General features: G+C 71.1%; 15 protein-coding genes and 1 pseudogene. 7 read left to right on the plus strand and 9 right to left on the minus strand.

All coding sequences use genetic code 11. From position 1 onward, the window contains the following. Positions 1 to 162: 162 nt before the first annotated feature. Positions 163 to 1107, minus strand: coding sequence for a cation diffusion facilitator family transporter (locus Acy02nite_RS38425; protein WP_203752862.1), 945 nt, complete (start codon positions 1105 to 1107; stop codon positions 163 to 165). A 214-nt stretch (positions 1108 to 1321) separates the two neighbouring features. Continuing rightward, positions 1322 to 1894: a TetR/AcrR family transcriptional regulator gene (locus tag Acy02nite_RS38430; RefSeq protein ID WP_203752864.1), complete on the minus strand. Its 573-nt coding sequence runs from the start codon at positions 1892 to 1894 to the stop codon at positions 1322 to 1324. Between the two features lie 100 nt (positions 1895 to 1994). On the opposite strand from Acy02nite_RS38430, the gene Acy02nite_RS38435 reads away from it, so the two are divergent. After that, positions 1995 to 2696, plus strand: a complete 702-nt coding sequence (locus tag Acy02nite_RS38435; protein ID WP_203752866.1) for an SDR family oxidoreductase — start codon at positions 1995 to 1997, stop codon at positions 2694 to 2696. On the opposite strand, the gene Acy02nite_RS38440 is transcribed toward Acy02nite_RS38435, so the two are convergent. Both Acy02nite_RS38440 and Acy02nite_RS38445 read right to left on the minus strand, forming a co-directional pair. Further along, the gene (locus Acy02nite_RS38440) at positions 2640 to 3719 is read right to left on the minus strand and encodes an adenosine deaminase (RefSeq protein ID WP_203752868.1); all 1080 of its coding nucleotides are present in this window, start codon (positions 3717 to 3719) and stop codon (positions 2640 to 2642) included. The genes Acy02nite_RS38435 and Acy02nite_RS38440 overlap by 57 nt on opposite strands. Before the next feature lie 142 nt (positions 3720 to 3861). Continuing rightward, positions 3862 to 4230: an FAD-dependent oxidoreductase gene (locus Acy02nite_RS38445; RefSeq protein ID WP_203752870.1), complete on the minus strand. Its 369-nt coding sequence runs from the start codon at positions 4228 to 4230 to the stop codon at positions 3862 to 3864. Positions 4231 to 4650: 420 nt separating this feature from the next. On the opposite strand from Acy02nite_RS38445, the gene Acy02nite_RS38450 reads away from it, so the two are divergent. From Acy02nite_RS38450 to Acy02nite_RS38460, 3 genes are all read left to right on the plus strand, one after another. Further along, positions 4651 to 5013: a hypothetical protein gene (locus tag Acy02nite_RS38450; protein ID WP_203752872.1), complete on the plus strand. Its 363-nt coding sequence runs from the start codon at positions 4651 to 4653 to the stop codon at positions 5011 to 5013. A 159-nt stretch (positions 5014 to 5172) separates the two neighbouring features. After that, a complete protein-coding gene (locus Acy02nite_RS38455) occupies positions 5173 to 8343 on the plus strand; it encodes a LamG-like jellyroll fold domain-containing protein (protein ID WP_203752873.1) in 3171 nt (1056 codons plus the stop codon). A 114-nt stretch (positions 8344 to 8457) separates the two neighbouring features. After that, the gene (locus tag Acy02nite_RS38460) at positions 8458 to 11256 is read left to right on the plus strand and encodes a PAS domain-containing sensor histidine kinase (RefSeq protein ID WP_203752874.1); all 2799 of its coding nucleotides are present in this window, start codon (positions 8458 to 8460) and stop codon (positions 11254 to 11256) included. Between the two features lie 16 nt (positions 11257 to 11272). Here the strand turns inward: Acy02nite_RS38460 and Acy02nite_RS38465 are convergent, their stop codons facing one another. After that, complete coding sequence (locus Acy02nite_RS38465) at positions 11273 to 12244, minus strand: DUF2867 domain-containing protein (RefSeq protein ID WP_203752876.1); 972 nt, start codon at positions 12242 to 12244, stop codon at positions 11273 to 11275. 54 nt (positions 12245 to 12298) lie between these two features. On the opposite strand from Acy02nite_RS38465, the gene Acy02nite_RS38470 reads away from it, so the two are divergent. Beyond that, positions 12299 to 12871: a TetR/AcrR family transcriptional regulator gene (locus Acy02nite_RS38470; protein WP_239175591.1), complete on the plus strand. Its 573-nt coding sequence runs from the start codon at positions 12299 to 12301 to the stop codon at positions 12869 to 12871. Between the two features lie 596 nt (positions 12872 to 13467). Here the strand turns inward: Acy02nite_RS38470 and Acy02nite_RS38475 are convergent. After that, positions 13468 to 14721: a L,D-transpeptidase gene (locus Acy02nite_RS38475; RefSeq protein ID WP_203752882.1), complete on the minus strand. Its 1254-nt coding sequence runs from the start codon at positions 14719 to 14721 to the stop codon at positions 13468 to 13470. Positions 14722 to 14846: 125 nt separating this feature from the next. Continuing rightward, positions 14847 to 16934, minus strand: coding sequence for a serine/threonine protein kinase (locus Acy02nite_RS38480; protein WP_203752885.1), 2088 nt, complete (start codon positions 16932 to 16934; stop codon positions 14847 to 14849). A 171-nt stretch (positions 16935 to 17105) separates the two neighbouring features. Here Acy02nite_RS38480 and Acy02nite_RS46820 point away from each other — a divergent pair, with 171 nt between their 5' ends. Both Acy02nite_RS46820 and Acy02nite_RS38490 read left to right on the plus strand, forming a co-directional pair. Continuing rightward, positions 17106 to 17531 (plus strand): DUF6069 family protein, encoded by a 426-nt coding sequence (locus Acy02nite_RS46820; RefSeq protein ID WP_239175593.1) that lies wholly within the window; start codon positions 17106 to 17108, stop codon positions 17529 to 17531. A gap of 5 nt (positions 17532 to 17536) precedes the next feature. Then, positions 17537 to 18160: a DsbA family oxidoreductase gene (locus tag Acy02nite_RS38490; protein WP_203752888.1), complete on the plus strand. Its 624-nt coding sequence runs from the start codon at positions 17537 to 17539 to the stop codon at positions 18158 to 18160. Between the two features lie 126 nt (positions 18161 to 18286). On the opposite strand, the gene Acy02nite_RS38495 is transcribed toward Acy02nite_RS38490, so the two are convergent. Together Acy02nite_RS38495 and soxR are read right to left on the minus strand one after the other, a co-directional pair. Then, entirely contained in the window at positions 18287 to 19171 is an 885-nt protein-coding gene (locus Acy02nite_RS38495) for an NmrA/HSCARG family protein (RefSeq protein ID WP_239175595.1), read from the minus strand. Positions 19172 to 19607: 436 nt separating this feature from the next. Next, positions 19608 to 20057 (minus strand): annotated as a pseudogene (gene soxR / locus Acy02nite_RS46825) (redox-sensitive transcriptional activator SoxR); the annotation flags it as partial. Between the last annotated feature and the right edge of the window lie 58 nt (positions 20058 to 20115).

Consider the following 20115-nt stretch of genomic DNA (forward strand, 5'->3'; position numbering starts at 1 on the left):
GCTGGTGCTCACGGTTGGAAAACAGCCTGAACGCAGCCGTGAGTGCCAGCCGCGGTGGGTGGGCTGGTGGTCACGGTTGTGATGGGGCTCGATAGCAACCGTGAGTGCCGGTTGCTCGGGGGCTGGGACGACCGCGCGAGCCGGCGGGCGTGGGCGGCCCGGTCAGGTGGCGGCGCGGTGGGCGGGGCCGTGGGCCTCGACGCAGTGCGGCTCGCCGGAATGGCCGGGCAGGTCGTCGCTGTGGTCCACCTGCAACGTCGTGTGGCCGATGTCGTGCCGGTGCCGCAGCAGATGCTCGAGATCGGCCCGGGTGGCGTGGCAGTCGGCGTGGTCGGCGACGATCACGTGCGCGGATAGCGCCGTCTGACCGGAGGTGATCTGCCAGACGTGCAGATCGTGGATCTCGGTCACCGCGGGGACGGCGGCCAGCTCCGCCCCGATCGCGTCGACGTCGACGCCGGCCGGGGCGGCTTCGAGCAGGATGCGGCCGGGGTCGCGGACCAGGCGGACCCCGGCCACGACCATGAGCACCACCACGATCAGCGAGGCGATCGCGTCGGCGCGGGCGAAGCCGGTGACCACCATGACCACGCCGGCGATCAGCGTGGCGACGAACGCGAACAGGTCGTTGAGGATGTGCTGGAACGCCCCTTCGACGTTGAGGCTGGTCCGGTTCGCCCGGGACATGCACCACGCGGCGCCGAGGTTGACCACGACACCGGCCGCGGCCGTCGCGACGACCAGGCCGCCGGCGACCTCGGGCGGGTCGAGCAGGCGGCGGACCGCCTCATACCCCAGCCATCCGCCGAGCAGCAGCAACGACAACCCGTTGGCCTGGGCGGAGAGGATTTCCGCGCGCTTGAGCCCGTACGTGTAGCCGCCCTGCGGCGGCCGCGCGGCCAGGCGCATCGCGATCAGGGCGAGGACGATCGCGGCCGCGTCGGTCAGCATGTGCGCGGCGTCGGAGAGCAGGGCCAGCGACCGGGCGACGACGCCGACGACGACCTCACCGGCCATGAACGTGGTGATCAGCGCGAGCGCGGCGACGAGCCAGCGCCTGTCCGCACCGGCGCTCACGCCGTGGTGATGGTCGTGCTCGTGCCCCATCGGCTCGGCCCCTTTCCCGCGCACCAACTGTAAGCCGCCCGCCCCGGGCGACGCGGTGCCCGCCCAGCGCCGGGAACAGCTCGCCGGAGTCGCAGCGACAAGGCACAGGAACCGGGCGCCGACCACGCGCTCGTCCTGACGCCGGCTTTCCGACCCCGGTCAACCCCATGTGCCCGTACGGCCGAAAGCCCTGCTCCCTGCTCGGAAACGCACGTCACTTCCCGGTGGTGAGCAGCGCGACCAGGCTGTCGGCCAGCTGATCGTCGAAGGGCCCGGGCACCGCCAGCAACCGGTACCACAGCACGCCGTAGACGACGTCGGCCACCACGTCCGCGGTGAGGCCCGGCGGCAGGTCGCCACGGTCGCGCGCCCGATCGACCAGCGTCGCCAGCGCGGCGCGGCGGCGCTGGAGGAACTCCTCGCGGAAGCGCTCGCCGAAGACCGGGTCGAGCTGAGCCTCGACCATCAGCGCGCGCAGCAGCTCCCCGATCTGTGGAGCGCGCGCGAGCGTGTAGCTGTCGTTGAGCATCTTCCGCAGGTCAGCGGCCCAGCTGCCCTCGTCGGGCATCGGGATGTAGACGTCGGCCTTGCGCGCGAGCGCCTCCATCAGGACGTCGCCCTTGGACGGCCAGCCGCGGTAGATCGTCTGTTTCCCGACGCCGGCGCGCTGCGCGATCTTCTCGATGGAGGCCGCCGCGTAGCCCTGCTCGACGACGAGTTGCGTGGCCGCGAGCAGGATCGCGTCCCGGCTCTCCTGGCTGCGGGGCCGGCCCGTCCTGCGCTCCATGCCGATGATCGTAACGCACTTTCGATACGAGACGGTGCGGTTCGGAAGTGTGTTAGCCTCACTTACGAACCGCACCGTCTCGTTTGTCAGGAGCATCGTCATGTCGAAGCGCATCCTCGTCGTCGGCGGCACCTCGGGCGTCGGCCTCGCCACCGCCCGCCGCCTGGCCGCCGCGGGCAACACCGTCCACGTCGCCAGCCGCGACACCACCAAGCTCACCGACGCGCCCGAACTCGAAGCGCACCAGGCCGACGGCAACGACGCCGCAGCCGTGGCGCGCCTCGCCGCCGGGCTCGCGCCACTGGACACCCTGGTCGTCACCCTGTCCGGCGCGGAGGGCGCCGGTGCGTTCGCCGAGCTGGACCTGGCGTCGCTGCGCCGCGCGTTCGAGGGGAAGTTCTGGCCGACCCTGACCGTCCTGCAGGCCGTCCTGCCGCACCTGGCCGAACGCGCCTCGATCACGCTCGTCGGCGCGATCAGCGCGCACGCCGCCATGCCCGGGACGGCCGGGATCGGCTCGCTCAACGCCGCCGTCGAGTCCCTGGTCCGGCCCCTCGCGGTCGAGCTGGCGCCGCGCCGGATCAACGCGGTGTCGCCGGGGCTGGTCGACACTCCCTGGTGGAACGGCCTCGCCGAGCCGGACCGGACCGCGTGGTTCGCCTCCGCCGCGAAGGTCCTGCCCGTCGGCCGGGTCTCCACCGCCGACGAGATCGCCGACGCGGTCGTGCTGGCCGCCACCAACCCGTCAATGACCGGTTCGATCCTCCACATCGACGGGGGCGCCCGGTTCGCCCACTTCTGAGCGTGAGGCGGTCACGTAGTCGTCGATCTCGGTCAGGATCGCGGCTTTGCCGTGGTCGTCCAGGAACGAGTAGCGGACCGCCTGCCGGGCCAGCTCGGCGACACCCGGGGCGTCGAGCCGGAGCAGGCCTGCCGCCACCTCGTACTCCCGGTTGAGGGTGGTCGAGAACATCGGCGGGTCGTCGGAGTTGATGGTGACCGGGACGCCGGCCGCCACCAGCGCCGGCAGCGGGTGCTCGGCCAGCGACGGCACCGAGCGCGTACGCACGTTGGAGGTCGGGCACACCTCCAGCGCGATGTCGTGGTCGCGCAGGTGGGCCATCAGCTCGGGGTCGCGGGCGGCGGCGATGCCGTGGCCGATGCGTTCGGCGCCGAGGTGGCGTAGCGCGTCCCAGATCGTCTGCGGGCCGGTCGACTCGCCGGCGTGCGGCACACTGCGCAGCCCGGCGGCCCGGGCGGCGGCGAAGTGCGCGGCGTAACGCTCCCGCGGGATGCCGGCCTCGGGCCCGCCCAGCCCGAAACTGATCAGCCCGGCCGGCCGCTGGTCCAGGGCCACGCCGAGCGTCACGTCGGCCGAGTTCATCGTCGGCTCGCCCGGGATGTCGAAGCACCAGCGCAGCTGGATGCCGTGGTCCCGCTCGGCCCGCAGCCGCGCGTCCTCGACCGCCTCGCAGTACGCCTCGGCCGGGATGCCGCGAGTGACGGAGGAGTACGGGGTGAGGGTCACCTCGGCGTACCGCACCGCCTGCGCGGCCAGCCCCGCCCCGATGTCGTAGGTGAGCGTCGCGACGTCCTCGGCGTCCCGGATCAGGTCCACCACCGACAGGTAGACCTCGACGAAGTGCGCGAAGTCGGTGAACGTGAAGAACTCCGCCAGCAGTTCCGGATCGGCCGGCACGGAGGTGGTTCCGGCGTGCCGCTCGGCCAGCCGGGCCACGGTCTGCGGTGTCGCCGACCCGACGTGGTGGACGTGCAACTCCACCTTGGGCAGCCCGGCGATGAATGCGGTCAGATCTGATGCCACGAGTAGTCCTCCCGGGTGGGAGGCGCCCTTGCGACCGGGGTCGGGCCGGGCCGAGCGTGGCGGATGATCATCCGTCGCAGCGCCTCTCGACCCGCACCGGGCATGCTAACACCGGCCCCTGACCATCGGCGTCCATCGTCCCCTAGCCTCCGGTGAGGACGGCGATCAGCTTGCCGGCCGCGTTGTCGCCGAGCAGGATGCGGTTCATCGTGATGCCGTCGGTGGCGAGGTCGGCGCTGCGGGCGAACATCGCCTGCTCGTAGGCGGCGAGCGCCGCCTCGGTGTCCTCCGGATGCGCGGCGAGGGCCGTGCCGAGCTCGGCGCCGTCCTGCATGGCGAGGTTCGCGCCCTCGCCGTTCGGGGGCTGCAGGTGCGCGGCGTCGCCGAGCAGGGTCACGCCCGGCACGCGGGGCCAGCGATGATCGATCGGCAGCCCGAAGTGCGGGCGGTGGACCGGCTCGGTGTCGCTCTCGGTGATCAGTGCGGCCAGTTCCGGCGCCCAGCCGGACACCTCGGCGGCGAACCGGCCGGTAGCGCCGGGGGGCGGTGAACCAGTCCAGCGGTCGAGTCACCCAGGTAGGCGTGCAGGTTCCCGTCGCTCTCGCGATGCACCAGGAGGACTTTGCCGCTCGTGGCGCGGTCGAAGGCGAACAGCGAACCGCCGCCGACGAGTTTCGCGGAGAGGCCGGGCGCACTGCTCGTGCGGCAACGCCACGATCGACAGTGAGTGCCACCCGGCGGTGTCCGGTCCCGGTGCGCCGGCGTCGACCGGAGCCCGCTGGATGATCGTGTGAGGACCTTGACCGAAGGTGCCGGAGAAAGGCGATCGGCGGACGGAAGGGTAAGCGCGGCGTACATTTTGAGCCGGGCGCTCGCCATTGTATTCGTCAGATTGTTCCGGGCGTTCCCATTTCGATGAAAGGGAGCTTCGATGAAAACTCGAAAGTGGAGCGCGGTGCTCGGTGGCGCGCTGGTCGTCGGGTCGTTAGGGCTGGTCCAGGGGCTGAGCGCGGCCTCGGCAATGGCCGCTGACGCGGGTGCGGTGACCATTTCGGCGCACGTCGCGCAGGTCGGCGGAAAAGAGTATCAGCAGGGTTATCGGGACGGGATCAAGGACGGCGGGGAAGCGGGGGAGGCCGCCTGCAAGAAAGTGAACGACGACGCTGGTCTGAGCCTGCACAGCGGGCAGGGTTTCGCGAATGACCAGGCTCAGCAGGAGGCGGATTATCAGCGGGGCTACGACGTCGGCTACCAGAAGGCGTACGACAAGGCGTTCGAGACCTTCTGCTCCTGAGAGTGGCGATCGCGGAGGGGGCGGCCGGGCTACCCCCTCCGTTGGGTCGATCCGGGAAAATCTTGCGAACACGTTGGTTCCTGTTTCTTTTCGTTGACATCACACATGTAACTGGCTCAATGTGAACGTGTTACGTCGTCAGGCGAAGGGAAACACTCGATGCCACGATCGCCGTGGAGAGCGCTGCTCCTGGCCGTCCTCTTGACTCTCTCGTTCACCGCCGTGCCGACCGGCGCGAACGCTGCCGTCACGGTGCACGGCCTCAAGGGCGAGTACTACGCGATGTCCGCCCCGGGCGCCCGCGACTTCGCCCAGCTGGGCGGGGTCTCGCTCGACCCGAACATCGACCTGTCCGATCTGACCGGCACCTTCCAGTCGTTGCTCGGCCGCACCGAGCACACGACGGCCCGCTGGACCGGCAAGCTGACCGCCCCGGCGACCGGGGACTACACGTTCTTCATGATCGGCGACAACGGGTTCCGGTTCTTCCTGGACGGGCAGCCGGTGATCGACCACTGGGTCGGTGACTGGGACGTCGAGCAGACCAGCGCGGCAGTGCATCTGGTCGCCGGGGAGGCTCACGACGTACGCATCGAAATGTTCCAGGATGTCGGCGGGGCGAACCTCTTCCTGCGCTGGTCGGGCGCCGGGCTGTCGAAGCAGCTCGTGCCGGAGAGCGCTTTCACCCCGCCGGACGGCTTCCAGGTCTTCCCGGTCGCGCTGACCGTCGGGGCTGACGGCCGCAAGCTGGTCGCCGACTTCGACGCGACGGTCGACGCGATCGCGCAGACCGCCGCACACCTGAAGATCGAGGCCGACACCACGCCGATGCCGATCTCGTCGATCAGGAAGACCGGGAAGAAGCAGCTGACCGTCACCCTGGCCGAGCCGATCCAGGCCGGGCAGAAGGTGCGCGTCACCTACGACGGCACGGGCGGCCTGGTCGTCGGCGGCGAGACGGTGCCGCAACTGGTCCGTTCCGCGATCAACAACTCCACGCACCGCCTGACCACGGTGTGGGGCGACAAGCTGAACGAGCAGCACCCGCTGCCGGAGTACCCGCGTCCGCAGCTCACCCGCCGCGACTGGCTCAACCTGAACGGCCCGTGGGAGTTCGCCGGCGCCACAGCGACCGAGCAGCCGGTCTTCGGCAGGAAGTTGCGGGAGCGGATCATCGTGCCGTTCCCGGTCGAGTCGCAACTGTCCGGCATCGAGCGGCGCGAGTCGCACATGTTCTACCGCAAGCTGGTGACCATCCCGAAGGGCTGGAGGGAGCGGGTCAAGCTCAACTTCGGGGCGGTCGACTACCAGGCCAAGGTGTACGTCAACGGCAGCCTGGTCACCGAGCACACCGGCGGCTACACGGCGTTCACCGCGGACATCACCGACGCGCTGCGCGGCCGTGGCCAGCAGGAGATCCTGGTCGAGGTCACCGACGTGACCGGGCCGGACCAGCCGAAGGGCAAGCAGTCGCTGAACCCGGGCGGCATCGTCTACACCCCGTCGTCGGGCATCTGGCAGACCGTGTGGCTGGAGCCGGTCGCCGCCGCGAGCATCGACACCATCGTGACCACTCCGGACCTGGCCACCAACTCGCTGAAGCTGACCGTCACGTCGGCGTCCGCGAAGGCCGGCACCACGGTCACGGCGGTCGCAAAGGACGCCAAGGGCCGCAAGGTCGGTACGGTCACCGGCCTCGCCGGGGCGCAACTGAGCCTGCCGATCGCCAAGCCGCACCTGTGGACGACGGACGATCCCTATCTGTACGACCTGGACGTCACGCTCGGCCGCGATCGGGTGGGCAGCTACTTCGGGATGCGCTCGGTCGCCGTACAGCAAATCGGTGGCTTTCCGAAGTTGACGTTGAACGGCAAACCGGTCTTCTCCCTGGCCACCCTGGATCAGGGCTTCTTCCCGGACGGGCTCTACACCGCGCCGAGCGACGACGCGCTGAAGTTCGACCTGGTGGAGACGAAGAAGCTCGGCTTCAACGCGGTCCGCAAGCACATCAAGGTCGAGCCGGCGCGCTGGTACAAGCATGCCGACGAGCTCGGTCTGCTCGTCTGGCAGGACTTCGTGTCGGCCGACATCACCGGCACCGCCGGTCAGCGGGCCTGGTACGACCAGGGTCGCGAGATGATGAGCCAGCTGCACAACAGCCCCTCCGTGATCGGCTGGGTGGTGTTCAACGAGGGCTGGGGCGAGTGGGACCGCACCGCGACCGGCCAGATCGCCGAGCAGGTCAGGGCCGCCGACCCGTCCCGGATCGTGAACGCGCACAGCGGCGTGAACTGCTGCGCGTCGAAGGGCGACTCCGGCAAGGGCGACGTCATCGATCACCACGACTACAACAACACCGACCCCGCCTACCCCGACGCGACGCGGATGGCGATGGACGGCGAGCACGGCGGCTTCACCCTGCGCACCCCCGGGCACATGTGGCCGGGCACGCCCGCGGTGATCTACAGCGGGGTCGCCGACAAGGCCGCGCTGACCGCCAAGTACGTCGACAACACCGAGCGCTTCTACCTGGAGGCGGCCGGGGCCGAGCTGTCCGGTTCGGTCTACACCCAGATCACCGATCTGGAGACCGAGCTCAACGGTCTGTGGACCTATGACCGGCGGCAGATCAAGGTCGATCCCGCTCCCGTACGGGCGGTGAACCTTCGCGTCATCGCGGCCGGCGCCGCCGCGCAGGCCAAGCCGGCCCCGCCCGGCCACGGCGACTGGAGCCTGGACGAGGGCACCGGCACCGTGGCTCGCGATTCCGGCGGGTCCAGTGATCTCACGCTGACCGGCAACACCGCGTGGACGGCGGGCGTGTCCGGCTCGGCGCTGAAGTTCGACGGTGACGGCGACTCCGCGGACACCGCCGCGCCGGTCGTCGACACCACGAAGGACTACACGGTGTCGGCCTGGGTGACGCTGGACAAGGTGCCGGGCAACTACGCGACAGCGGTCAGCCAGGACGGCCGGCGGGCCGAGAACCCGTTCTACCTGCAATACGGGCAGGGCGCGTTCGCGTTCAGCACGCCGGGCGGCAACCGGGCGCGGCTCGCGGTCACGCCCGAGCTGAACCACTGGTACCAGCTGACCGGGGTCCGTGACCACGCCACCGGCGAGATCCGGCTGTTCGTCGACGGCAAGCGGGTCGCGACCACGACCGCCGGGCCGGATGTGGTCAGCACCGGGCCGCTGTCGGTGGGCCGGGCGAAGTACGCCGGCAACAAGACCGACTACTGGTCCGGCAACGTCGATCAGGTCCACGCCTTCGGCCGGGCGCTGACCGACGCGGAGGTCTCCGCCCTGTACGCCGCGGAAGTTCACTGAGCCGGTGCGGCGCGGGCCGGTCGGCCCGCGCCGCAACGCTTTTGCACCCGGCTTCGTTGCGTTGCCGGTGCAGGTCGTCTCAACCACTCAAGGGCCCTACCGATAGTGCCCGACATGTCGCACAGAGTGAACGACCAGCGTCTCCAGACGCTGCACGCCACCGGCCTGCTCGACGCGGCGCCGGTGCCGTCGCTGGACCGGCTGACCTCGTTGGCCGCGCGCCTGCTGAACGCCGGCGGGGCGCTGGTCACCCTGATCGACGCCGACCGTCAGTGCTTCGTGAGCCAGCACGGTCTTCCGGACCTGCCGGGCGACACCCCGCTACGGCAGTCCTACTGCAAGTTCGTGGTGTACGACGAGGCCCCGCTGATCGTCGCGGACGCGCGCCTCGACGACCGACTGCGCGACATCGCCAGCGAGATGGCCATCGCGTACGCCGGCTACCCGCTCTGCGCCCCGGACGGCAGCGTGCTCGGCTCGTTCTGCGTCGTCGACTCGCGCCGCCGCGACTGGACCGCCGACGAGACCGCCATCCTCGCCGACCTGGCCGCGGCCGCGTCGGTCGAGGTCGCGCTGCGGCTGGCCTGCGCCCGGGAGACCGCCGCCCGGCAGCGGACCGAGGCGATCCTGAACGGCACGCACGACGCGTTCGTCTCCACCGACCGTTCCGGAACCGTCCTGGCCTGGAACGCGGCCGCCGAGCGGATGTTCGGCTACCCCGCCACCGACACGCTGGGCCGCCCGCTCGCCGGCCTGGTCTTCCCGGACCGGTTCCGCGACCTGCAGGAGATCGCTGACCAGCCGCTCCCGGTGACCGTGACCGGCTGCTCCGGGCAGGAGTTCCCGGTGGAGATGACCGTGCAGTTCGTCGACGAGGTCGTCTACTACGCGTTCGCCCTGGACAGCGCGTTCCTGCAGGCGTTGCTGGACAGCCTCGACACCGGCGTGGCCGCGTGCGACAACCAGGGCCGTCTCACCTACTTCAACCGCAGCATGCGCGAGATGCTCGGCTGCAAGGACGCCGCCGCCGACCTGGCGACCGAGGAGTGGGCCGAGCAGTACGGCATCTACACCCCCGACGGCCGGCGTCGCCCCGAGCGGATGCCGCTGGGCCGCGCGCAGGCCGGCGAGATCGTGCGCGGGGAGCAGGCGATGCTGTGGCGCGACGGCGAGCGGCGCTTCCTGGTCACCAACGCCCGCCCGATCGACACCGCCGACGGCCGGCAGCTCGGCGCCGTCGCGGTCGTCGCCGACATCACCGAGGCGCACCGGGCCGAGGAGTTGCGCCGCGCCCGGCACGCCGTCGCCCAGGCGCTCTCCGTCGCGACCACTGCGCAGGACGCGGCGATCCGGGCGGTCGAGGCCATCACCGACGAACTGGGCTGGCTCTGCGGCGAGTACTGGCAGGTCTCCGAGGACCGGCGGCGAATCGAACGGCTGAGCTCGCACACCACCGGTGACCGGGATCTGTCCACGTTCAGCAGCGACCGGCCGCTGACCTTCGTACGCGGGGAGGGTCTGCCCGGGCTGGTCTGGCACCGCAACAACGAGGTGTGGTGGCACACCGGGGTCATGCCCGAGGACATGGTGTCGCCGGGCCGCCGGGAGCTGCACGAGGTCGGGATGCGGGTCGCGGTCGGTGTGCCGGTGCGCTCCGGCCGTCGTACCCTCGGCGTGCTCGCCTTCTACACCGACGTCGACTTCCCGTACGACTCGGACACCGCCGGCATGTTCGATGCCGTCGGCGCCCACCTCGGGCACTTCCTCGAACGTCGCTGGGCCGAGGAGATGTCCCTGGCGCTGGCCGAGGCGCGGCGCAGCTTCAACCGGGTCGTCGAGCAGGTCAACGACTACGTCTGGACCGTCGAGGGGGTCGGCGGGGAGCCGCCGCGGGTCGTCTGGGCCAGCCCCAACACCACGACCGTGTTCGGGGTCGTCCCCGACGGCGTGCCGAGCCCGACGCTCATCGAGCGGCTGCACCCGGACGACGCCGACCTGATGGTGGCCTTTCAGGAGGCGCTCGCCGACGGCGAAGCGGCCGAGCTGGAATGCCGCATCCTCGGCTTCGACGGTGTGACCCGCTGGGTCTGGACGCGGGCCCGGGCGCGCTGGTCGGACGGCCGGTTCTTCGTCGACGGGCTCAGCACCGACGTAACCGAGCGGCGCGAACTCGCCGACAAGCGGGACGAGCTGCTCGAACAGGAGCGCCGGCAGGTCGAGCAGCTGCGCAGCCTGGACGAGATGAAGGACGAGCTGGCCGCGGTCGTCATCCATGAGCTGCGCAACCCGATCGGCGTGATCCGCGGCTACAGCGAGACGCTGCTGGAATCGACGGGGCTCGGTGATCGGGAGCGCCGTTACGCCGACGTCATCGAGCGGACCACCCTGCACCTGCAGGGCCTCGTCGACGACCTGCTGGACCTGGCACGGCTCGCCGCCGGGCACATCAGCGTCGACCCGGGCGCGCTGGCCGGTGACGAGCTGATCCGCGACGTGATCGAGAACCACGCGCCCGGTGCGGCCGCCAAGCACCTGACCGTCGTGCAGCGGGTCGGACCGGGGCTGGCGCTGCACGCCGACGGGCGCCGGCTGCGTCAGGCGCTGGACAACATCATGTCCAACGCCATCAAGTACACGCCCGACGGGGGAGAGGTCACGGTGACCGCCTCCCGGGACGGGGACACGGTCGTCGTCGCGGTCAGCGACACCGGCATCGGCATCCCGGCCGAGCAGTACCCCCACCTGTTCAGCCGCTTCTTCCGGGCCAGCAACGCGACCCAGGCCGGCATCAAGGGCACGGGTCTCGGCCTGGCCGTCACCAAGGCGATCGTCGAGGCCCACGACGGGACGATCGCCGCGGGCCCGGCCATCGGCGGCGGAACGACGTTCACCCTGCGGCTGCCGGCGCTCTGACCGGCGGCCGGGCAGATCAAGCCTTCGCTGTACGCGGGGAGACCGCCCCGCCGCGGTCGGCCTCCACCGCGCGCCGCAGCATCGACCGGACCACCGCGGGGTGGAACAGTCGCACCACGGTCAGGTAGACGCGACCGGCCCGGGTGGTCGCCGTCGCGTGCGTGGACACGGTGACGGTCACCCCGTCGTCGTCCGGCTCGGCCAGCACACTCGCGCGGAAGTTCAGATGCGACGCGTCGGTGCCGAGCAGCACCTCACGATCGGTGCGGGCGAGGGTGGCGAAGGCGGAACGGTCACCGCGCTCGATGCCGAACGGGGTGACCAGCGTGTTGCGCAACCGCATCAGAGCGGCCACGGCCCGGGGCGGATCGCGGAAGACCCGGTCCGCCCAGGTCTGCGGGTCGGTGGCGGCGCCCGGGTGCACGCGGGCCGTGTACGCGTCGGCGAGATCCGGCCCGGGCAGGGCGGAATGCAGCAGCCCGGCCCGCGCGGGCACCGGAACGGCCCGGATCGGGCGGCTCAGCCTCGTCATCAGCCGCGCCCGGAACGGGTGCCGGGCGGGCGGGACCACCGCGCCGGCAGCGGCCCGCTCGGCGTTGTCGAGCAGCTCCTCCAGCAGCGTGTCGTGGCATGTCCGCACGATCGCCGCCCAGGCCGGTCGCATCGAGCCGCGCAGGCTGACCGCCATCCGGTGCCGCAGCACACACGCCTCGGCGCCGCGGGCCTCGACCTCGAAGACGTGGGTGCCGCACACGCCGATCCGCTCGTCGAAGGTGAACTCCACCCGGCGGCCCGGCTCGTGACCGGTGACGTGATAGCGCACCCGCCCGTGGCCACCTGTGGCTCCCGGGCCGAGCGGACGATCGAGGCGCATCGGCATCCAGGCCGGGGACGGCCAGAGCCGATCACCCGGCCGGCCCAGCCCGTCGAGCAGTTGCCCGACGACGGCTGCCGGGGCGGCGATGAGGCGTTCGTGCACGTTCTCCACGGCGATCCGCCTTCCGTACGGTGGCGTATGTTTTCCGTACTGTAGCGTATGGACATGGCGTCAACGCGGCTCAGTGCCGACGACTGGACAGCGGCGGCCCTGGAAGCGATCGGTCGCGGTGGCCTCGCCGCGGTCGCGGTCGAGCCGCTCGCCGCCCGGCTCGGCGCGACCAAGGGCAGCTTCTACTGGCACTTCGCGAACCGGGACGCGCTGATCGAGGCCGCCCTGCACCGCTGGGAACGCGATCACACCGATGCCGTGATCACCCTCATCGAGGCCCAGCCCGACGCGATGTCCCGGATCCGGCTGCTGATCACGACGGTCATCGCGTCGACGACCGCGCCGCACGCCGACGGGATCGAGCTGGCCATGCTCGCGACCGCCGACCATCCGCACGTGGCGCCGGTGCTGGCCCGGGTGACCGAGCGGCGGGTGGCGTACACGGCCGGGCTCTTCGAGGAGCTGGGGATGACGGCCGGCGAGGCGCGGCTGCGCGCGTTGATGGCGGTCAGCGCCTACCTGGGGTTCGGGCAGCTCGCCCACGCGGCGCCGGCCACGGTGCCGGCCGGCCTGGACGAACGGCGCTCCTACGCCGAGCGGCTGATCGCCCTGCTCACCGCCCGCTGACCCCGCCGCGCCCGCTGACCCCCTGCGTCCGCTGAACCCCGCCGCTCATCGCGCCCGCCGCGCCGCTCGGCGCGTCCACTGATCCTGCCGCTGCCGCTGCCGCTGCCGCTGCCGCTGCCGCCTGCCGCGCCCGCTGGTCGCGCCCGCTGGTCGCGCCCGCTGCTCGCTGCTCGCTGCTCACTGCGCCCGCTGGTCGCGCTGCTCGCCGCGCCCGCTGATCTTGCCGCTCGACCGGTGACGCCTTCCGCCGCTCGACCGATGACGCCGCTCGGCGCGGAGCGCGGCCGAGGCGCGACAAGTGCCCGATCGCGGGGGATGCGAGGGCTGAGGAGGTGGTGCTGGCACGAGGTCCCGGCTGGTTCTCACGGTCGTTATGAGGCACGAATAACGACCGTGAGAACCAGCCGGAAAGAGCGACGGCCCCACCGGCGCTCGCACCGCGTTCGTCGCGAACGCCACCGGCCGAGCGCGCAAGCCATTGCCCGGGGCGCCCGCTACCGGACAGCGCGCGGGCCGCTGCCCGGGGCGCCCGCTACCGAACGAGCGCACGGGCCGCTGCGCGGACGCCCACCCCGGTCGCGCTCGGATCGGGAGGGTCAGTTGCCGTACTTGTCGAAGGAGACGGTCCAGTCGCCGAGACCGTTGGTGAGGCCGAGGGTGCGCGGGCTGTTCTTGACGTCGACCACGTCGCCGACCATGAAGTTCTCATACACCCACTTGGCGTCCTCGACGCTCAGGTTGATGCAGCCGTGCGACTTGTTCGCCACGCCCAGCTGGTGGTTCCACGGGGCGGCGTGCAGGAACTCGCCCGAGTACGAGATTCGGGTGCAGTACTGCACCTTGTCGTCACCGTAGTAATACGGGTTGTTCGGGTCGGTGACGCCGTAGCTCGACGAGTTCATCGTGTGCCACAGCTCCTTGGAGAGCACGACGTGCGGGCCGCCCGCGGTCCAGAAGTTGATCTCCTGACCCTGCGCGCCCTTCGTGGTGCCGCCCATGCCGAAGCTGCTCTTCATGGTGCGCACGACCTTGCCGTCGATCATCACCTTGGTGATGTGCGTGCGGCTGTCGGCGATCGCGATCAGCTGGCGGCCGATCTTGAAACTGGCGGAGGCGTTGCGGTCACCGTAGACGCCCTTGCCCAGCTCCTTGCCGAGGACGTCGACGCTCACCTTGATCGAGCTGCCGGCCGTCCAGTACTTCGCCGGGCGCCAGTGCACGATGGTGTTGCTGACCCAGTGGAACTTGCCCTCCACCTTCGGCGACGTCGTGATCTCGATGGCCTTCTCGGCCAGCTCCTTGTCGACGGTGTGGCTGAACGCGACGATGACCGGCTGGCCCGCCCCATACGTCCCGCCGGACTTCAACGAGTTCAGCCCGTTGGCCTGGAAAGTGATCCGGGCGATCTGCTTCGGCTTGATCGTGGTGAACGTCGAGGCCTGCTCGGAGGCCGTGCCGGCGCTGTCAGCGGCCTTCACGACCACCTTGTACGTCTTGTTGTAGTCCAGCTCGCCGGTCGAGGCCCAGGTGCCGTCGGACTGCAGCGCGCCGGCGACCTTCGTCTTGCCGGTGGTGACAGTGACCGACTGCAGCGTGCCGGACTGGGCGGCCACGACGATCGGCTTGGTCAGCGCGACGCCGGTGGCCTTGTCGGCCGGCGTCACCGTCAGCTGCACGACCGGCGCCGACTCGACCGGGGCGGACGCGCCGGGCGCGGCCTGGTTGTCGGCCACCGGGTTGGTCCAGACGGTGCCGCCGGAGTCGGCCGAGGCGTGGGCGGAACAACCGGCGGCCGTGGCCGTGGCGGCCACACCGAGCGTGCCGATGATGACCTTGCGTCGCTGAATCATGGCTCTCGCATTCGAGGGGGGTGCCGCCGATGGTTGCACATATAGAAGACGTGGTGGGGGCCGGAAAGGTTGACCGCCGGGTCGATCAATCTTGCGACAACCCCGAACGCTGTCAACCCGTGCTGTCACGGTGTATAGACCTCGGCCACGCCGGTCACGACGCCGCCGGCCGTGGTGATCTGGGCCAGGCCGCCGCCTTTGAGCCGCTCGGCAAGCTGGTCAGCGCCGATCTTGCAGGTGCCGACGGTCACCGGGTCACCGCCGCAGCGCTCCGGGTCGTCGAACGTGCCGGTGAGCTTCGGGGCGGCCGACGTCGGCAACGTCACTGTCATCCGGCTGTCCTCGGTCACCCACTCGCGGTCGCACGGCGCGTCCGAGGAGGGCTTGACGGCGAACGTCTTGCAGTACTGCTCGCCCGACAGGAACAGGACCGGCTCGACGACCAGGGACTTCGACTTCGGGGAGAAGGCGTGCACCTTGACGGTCGACGTGCCGTAGTCATGCCGTACGTCGAAGAAGGTGACTTTGGTGGTCGCGGTTGCCGAAGGCGCCGCCGTGGAGGAGATCGGCCGGATCTCCGCACGGGCGACGACCGCGGCAGCGGGGTCGAGACCGTCCTTCTCCGGCGTGACCCCGAAGGTCACCTTGCCGGCGAGCAGGCTCGGGTCGGTCAGCTCGACGTTCAGCAGGGCGGATCCGTCGATCGCGACGTTCGCGCGCGAGCCGAGCACGGTCAGCGCGACCGCATGCACCTTGCCGACGGCGAACAGGTCGGTGGCCTTCTCGCCGAGCGTGGTGGTCTGCACGGCGCCCTGATGCCGGAGCCGGACGCGACTCGAGCAGAGATCCAGCCAGTACGCTGCGTCGCCGGCCGCGCGGAACGCGACGGTGGCGCAGGACTTCGCTCTGGTGACGGTCACGTCCAGGTGGATCGCCTGGTCACCGGCGAACGTCTCGGTCGTGCCCGGGCACTCGATGCCCACCTCGGGTGTCGTCATGACCAGCCCGCTGGTGCCGAACGAGCAGCGCCCGTCGTTGACGTCGGTGAAGCTCTTCCACTGGCCGGGGCGGTTCAGCGCGTCGACGACCCAGGGGCCGCGCACCGCGCCGGGCACCGGCATCGCCGGCTGCACGGGCAGGACCAACTGCTCCGCCTGCGACGGTGGCAGCGGCTCCGGCTGGGGCAGGCCCCGTGAGTAGAGGCCGGCCACCGCCATGAGCGCCGCGGCCACCGCGGTGACGGCGATGATGGTGCGGGCGCGGCGGCGGGGCTTGCGGGGCACCTCCGCACCGCGGTGATGGCCGCCGGAGACGTACCGCCCGGACTGCTGCGCCGCCTCCGCGGCCTGGCGCAGCTGCGGGTCGAGCGTGTCCCCGCGGGTGTGCGACCGGCTGCCGGTGTGCTGCTCGAGCAGCAGGTTGAGCAGCTCGTGGGCGGTCGGGCGCTCCTGCGGGTCCTTGGCCAGCGTGAGCGCCACCAGACCGGCGAGCGGCTCGGACAGGCCGGTCAGGTCCGGCGGCTGGGTCAGGATCCGGGCCGCCGTGGCGCCCGGCGAATCCGCGCGGAACGGGGTGCGGCCGGTCCCCGCGTACGCGATCACGGCACCCCACGCGAACACGTCGGCGGCCGGCGTGATCTCCCGGTCGATGCCGTCGAAGCGTTCCGGCGCCATGTAGGCGACAGTGCCGACCATCTCGTCCGGGCGGGTGTGCTGGCTGGTCACCTCGAGGGCCCGCGCGATGCCGAAGTCGATCACCTTGGGGGCGCCCATGGCCAGCAGCACGTTGCGCGGCTTGAGGTCACGGTGGATGACCCCGGCGCCGTGGATCGCGGTCAGCGCGGTGGCCACCCCGACGGCGAGACTGTGCAGCTGACCGGCGCTCATCGGGCCGTCGCGCTGGATCACCTCGTCCAGGCTCGGGCCGTCGACGAACTCCACCACCAGGTACGGCGTGCGGTGCTCGGGGTCGGCGTCGAGGACCGCGGCGGTGCAGAACGGCGGAACCTCGCTCGCGCGCCGGACCTCGCTGCGGAACCGGCCGCGGAACTCCTCCTCATGCGCGTACTCCGGCTTGATGACCTTGACCGCGACCCGCAGGCCGTCGTCGCGACGGCCGAGGAACACCGCGCCCATGCCGCCCTCGCCGAGCCGGGCGAGCAGTTCGTAGCCGCCCAGCGACCGCGGATCGCCGGGGCGTAACGGGCTCTTCATCGGGGCCATCCGTCCAAGGTCATGGTTCCGGAACGGCTCACAGCGTACGGGGCGCGGGCATCATCGCTCGATCAGGCCGATGACATGTCCGGCCGGGCTCACCGGGTTGACCTCAAGCGCTCTTGAGGTTGGAGGATCCTAGCGACTCATCTCGATCGCTAGGGGGAAAACATGACGGTTGCAGAGCAGTCGGCGGGCACCGGTACGCGGCGGGTCGCGGCCCGAGCGCTGGTGGCCACCGGTGCGGCGCTGGCCGCCATCCTGGTCTATGTCATCGCCGATCCGGTGCTCGGTCTCGACCTGACCGTGCCGGAGGCGCCCGGATCCAGCGCACGGGTGTCGCTGGAGATCGGCCCGGTCGTGATCACCGCGGTGCTGGCCGTGCTGGCGGGCTGGGGGCTGCTGGCGCTGCTGGAACGGATCACCGCCAAGGGGCTCACGATCTGGACCGTGATCGCGCTCGTCGTCCTGGCCGTCAGCCTGCCCTACATGCCCGGCTTCACGGTCACCGAGCGGATCACGCTCGCGGTGATGCACGTCCTGCTCGCCGCGATCCTCATCCTCGGGATGCGGCGCACTGCCACGCGTGGACGCTGAGCCCGATGCTCGTCGAGGTCTGGTCGGACATCATGTGTCCGTGGTGCTACCTCGGTAAACGCCGGTTGGAGACGGCTTTGAGCCGGCTCCCTGGCGGGGAAACGGCCGAGGTGCGCTGGCGAAGCTTCGAGCTGCGCCCCGCGTACGGACGTGAGCCGTCCCGCACCCTGGGCGAACTCATGTCGGCCGACCGTGGGATGCCGGCCGGCGCCGTACCGAAGATGTTCGCCTGGATCGAGCGGCTCGGCGCGGACGAAGGCCTGGAGTTGTCGCTGGCAGGGGTGCGGCCGGTCAACTCGTTCGACGCGCACCGGGTGGCGCACCTGGCCGCCGCCCGCGGTCGTCAGCCCGAGGTGGTCGACCGCCTGTTCCGGGCGCACCTGTCCGAGAACGTCGACGTGGCGGATCTCCTGGTGCTGGCCGACCTGGCGGCCGAGGCGGGACTGGACCGGGCCGAGGTCGCCCGGGTGCTCGCCGGTGACGATTACGCCGACGATGTGCGGGCGGATGAGCGGCGAGCCCGCGACCTGAACATCACGGCGGTTCCGACCTTCGTGGTCGACGGCGGTGCTCGGCTCTCCGGATCCCCGCCGGTCGGCGAACTGCAGGCGCTGCTCAGCGGGGGATAGGCGGGGCCTGCGGCTTCCCGCCGCGGGCCCCGCCCACCTCACTCGGCCGGCAGCGGTTTCCAGCCGGTGCTGCCCTGCCACCTCACTCGGCCGGCAGTGGCTTCAAGCCGATGCTGCCCGCCCACCTCACTCGGCCGGCAGCGGCTTCCAGCCCGTGCTGCCCAGCCACTGCTCAAGGGTGAGCAGCCCGGGGAACTGCTTGCGCAAGGTCGGCAGATCCGCTGTGTAACCGATCCGGTTCAGCCAGTCGTAGGCGGTGGCCTGCCACGGATTCGTTTCCTTCAACTCCTCCATCGAGATCGACTCGAAGCTGGTCGGAATGCCGGTGTGACGCTGGAACACCTCGGCGATCTGCTCGCCGGTGAGCTCGTCGCCGGCCAGCTCGACCTTGGCGCCGATGAACTCCTCCGGAGCGTCGAAGGCGTCAGCGGCGAAGTAACCGATGTCGTTGGCCGCGATCATCTGCAGCGGGACGCCGGGCGCCAGCCCCCGCCGGTAGACCAGCCGGTCACCGGCCATCTTCGGCGGGAACATGTCGGTGTTCAGGTTCTCCATGAAGTACGCCGGGCGCAGGAACGTCACCGGCAGGTCGTGCTCGCCGATGCGCTCCTCGATGCGCAACTTGGACTCGCGCCAGTGCACGCCCTCGGGCCGCTCGGCGCCACCGACCGAGCTGTGCACCATGTGCTCGATCCCGGTCTCATGGGCGATGTCGGCGACGAGCTTGCCGTGACGCTCCTCGCCGGGGACTCCACCCTCGCCGAGGGGGGTCTGGACGCTGAACAAGCCATACATCCCGGCCATGGCCTTGCGCAGGGAGCCGGCGTCGTCCAGGTCACCCTGGACCAGGGTGGCGCCGCGCTCCCGCAACGCCTGTGCCGCCGGCTTGCCCGGATCACGCACGAAGGCGTGCACCGGCCAGCCACGGTCCAGCAGATAGCGCGCGGTGGAGCCGCCCTGCTTGCCGGTCGCTCCAAGTACGAGGATCGTTCGTCGGTCGTCGGAAGGCACAGCCCCACCCCTTCATCCGGTCAGCTCCGGGCCAACGATGGCGCAGCGCACTCGAATGCCGGTGGAGAAGTCGTCCAGCCGTGGACCGTCAGTTCCCGCAGGCGGCCTGGCTCGACGGGCACACCCACTCCGGCCGGAAAGCCCGGTGATCGACAGCCTCCGCCGAGGGCCGGGCGGCCCCCTGCCCGTCGGCCCTCGCCGTGTCCGGCCCGCCGGTTCCCGCCACGCCTTGCCCGTCAGCCTTCGCCGCAGCCGGCGGGCGGGTGCGCTGGTCGCAGCCGGCGGCAGGCCGTGTCGTGCGCTGGTCGCAGCCCGCGGCAGGCCGCGTTGTGCGCTGGTCGTTGCCTGCGGCAGGTCGCGTCGTGCGCTGGTCGCTGCTCGCGGGCGGTCGCGTCGTGCGCTGGTCGCCGCCCGCCGGGGGCCGGGTGACGCGGCGGGAGACGAGGCGGCGCGGGCCGGGGCCCTCCGCCGCGAGCATGTCGCCCGGATTGGACAGGCGGCAGCGCTGCAGGGACAGGCAGCCGCAGCCGATGCAGTCGGTCAGATCGTCACGCAGCTGCAACAACTGCTCGATCCGGTCGTCCAGCTCGCGCCGCCAGGTGGCCGACAGCCGGGCCCAGTCGTCCCTGGTCGGTGTGCGGCCCTCCGGCAGGGTGGCCAACGCGTCGCGGATGGCGTCGAGCGGGATGCCGACACGCTGCGACACCCGGATGAACGCGACCCGGCGCAGCGTGTCCCGGTGATAACGGCGCTGGTTGCCGCCCGTCCGGCGGCTGCTGATCAGGCCTTTGGACTCGTAGAAATGCAGGGCGGACACGGCGACGCCGCTGCGTGCCGCGACCTCGCCGACGGTGAGTTCCTTGCTGGTCTCCGCGGTCTGCACCATTGCGCAACGATACCGATCGCTATCCGGGGTGGGTGGGTGTCGTGGACCGGTGGGCGCC

Origin of the sequence: Actinoplanes cyaneus (assembly GCF_016862095.1) — a bacterium.
Lineage (GTDB): Bacteria > Actinomycetota > Actinomycetes > Mycobacteriales > Micromonosporaceae > Actinoplanes > Actinoplanes cyaneus.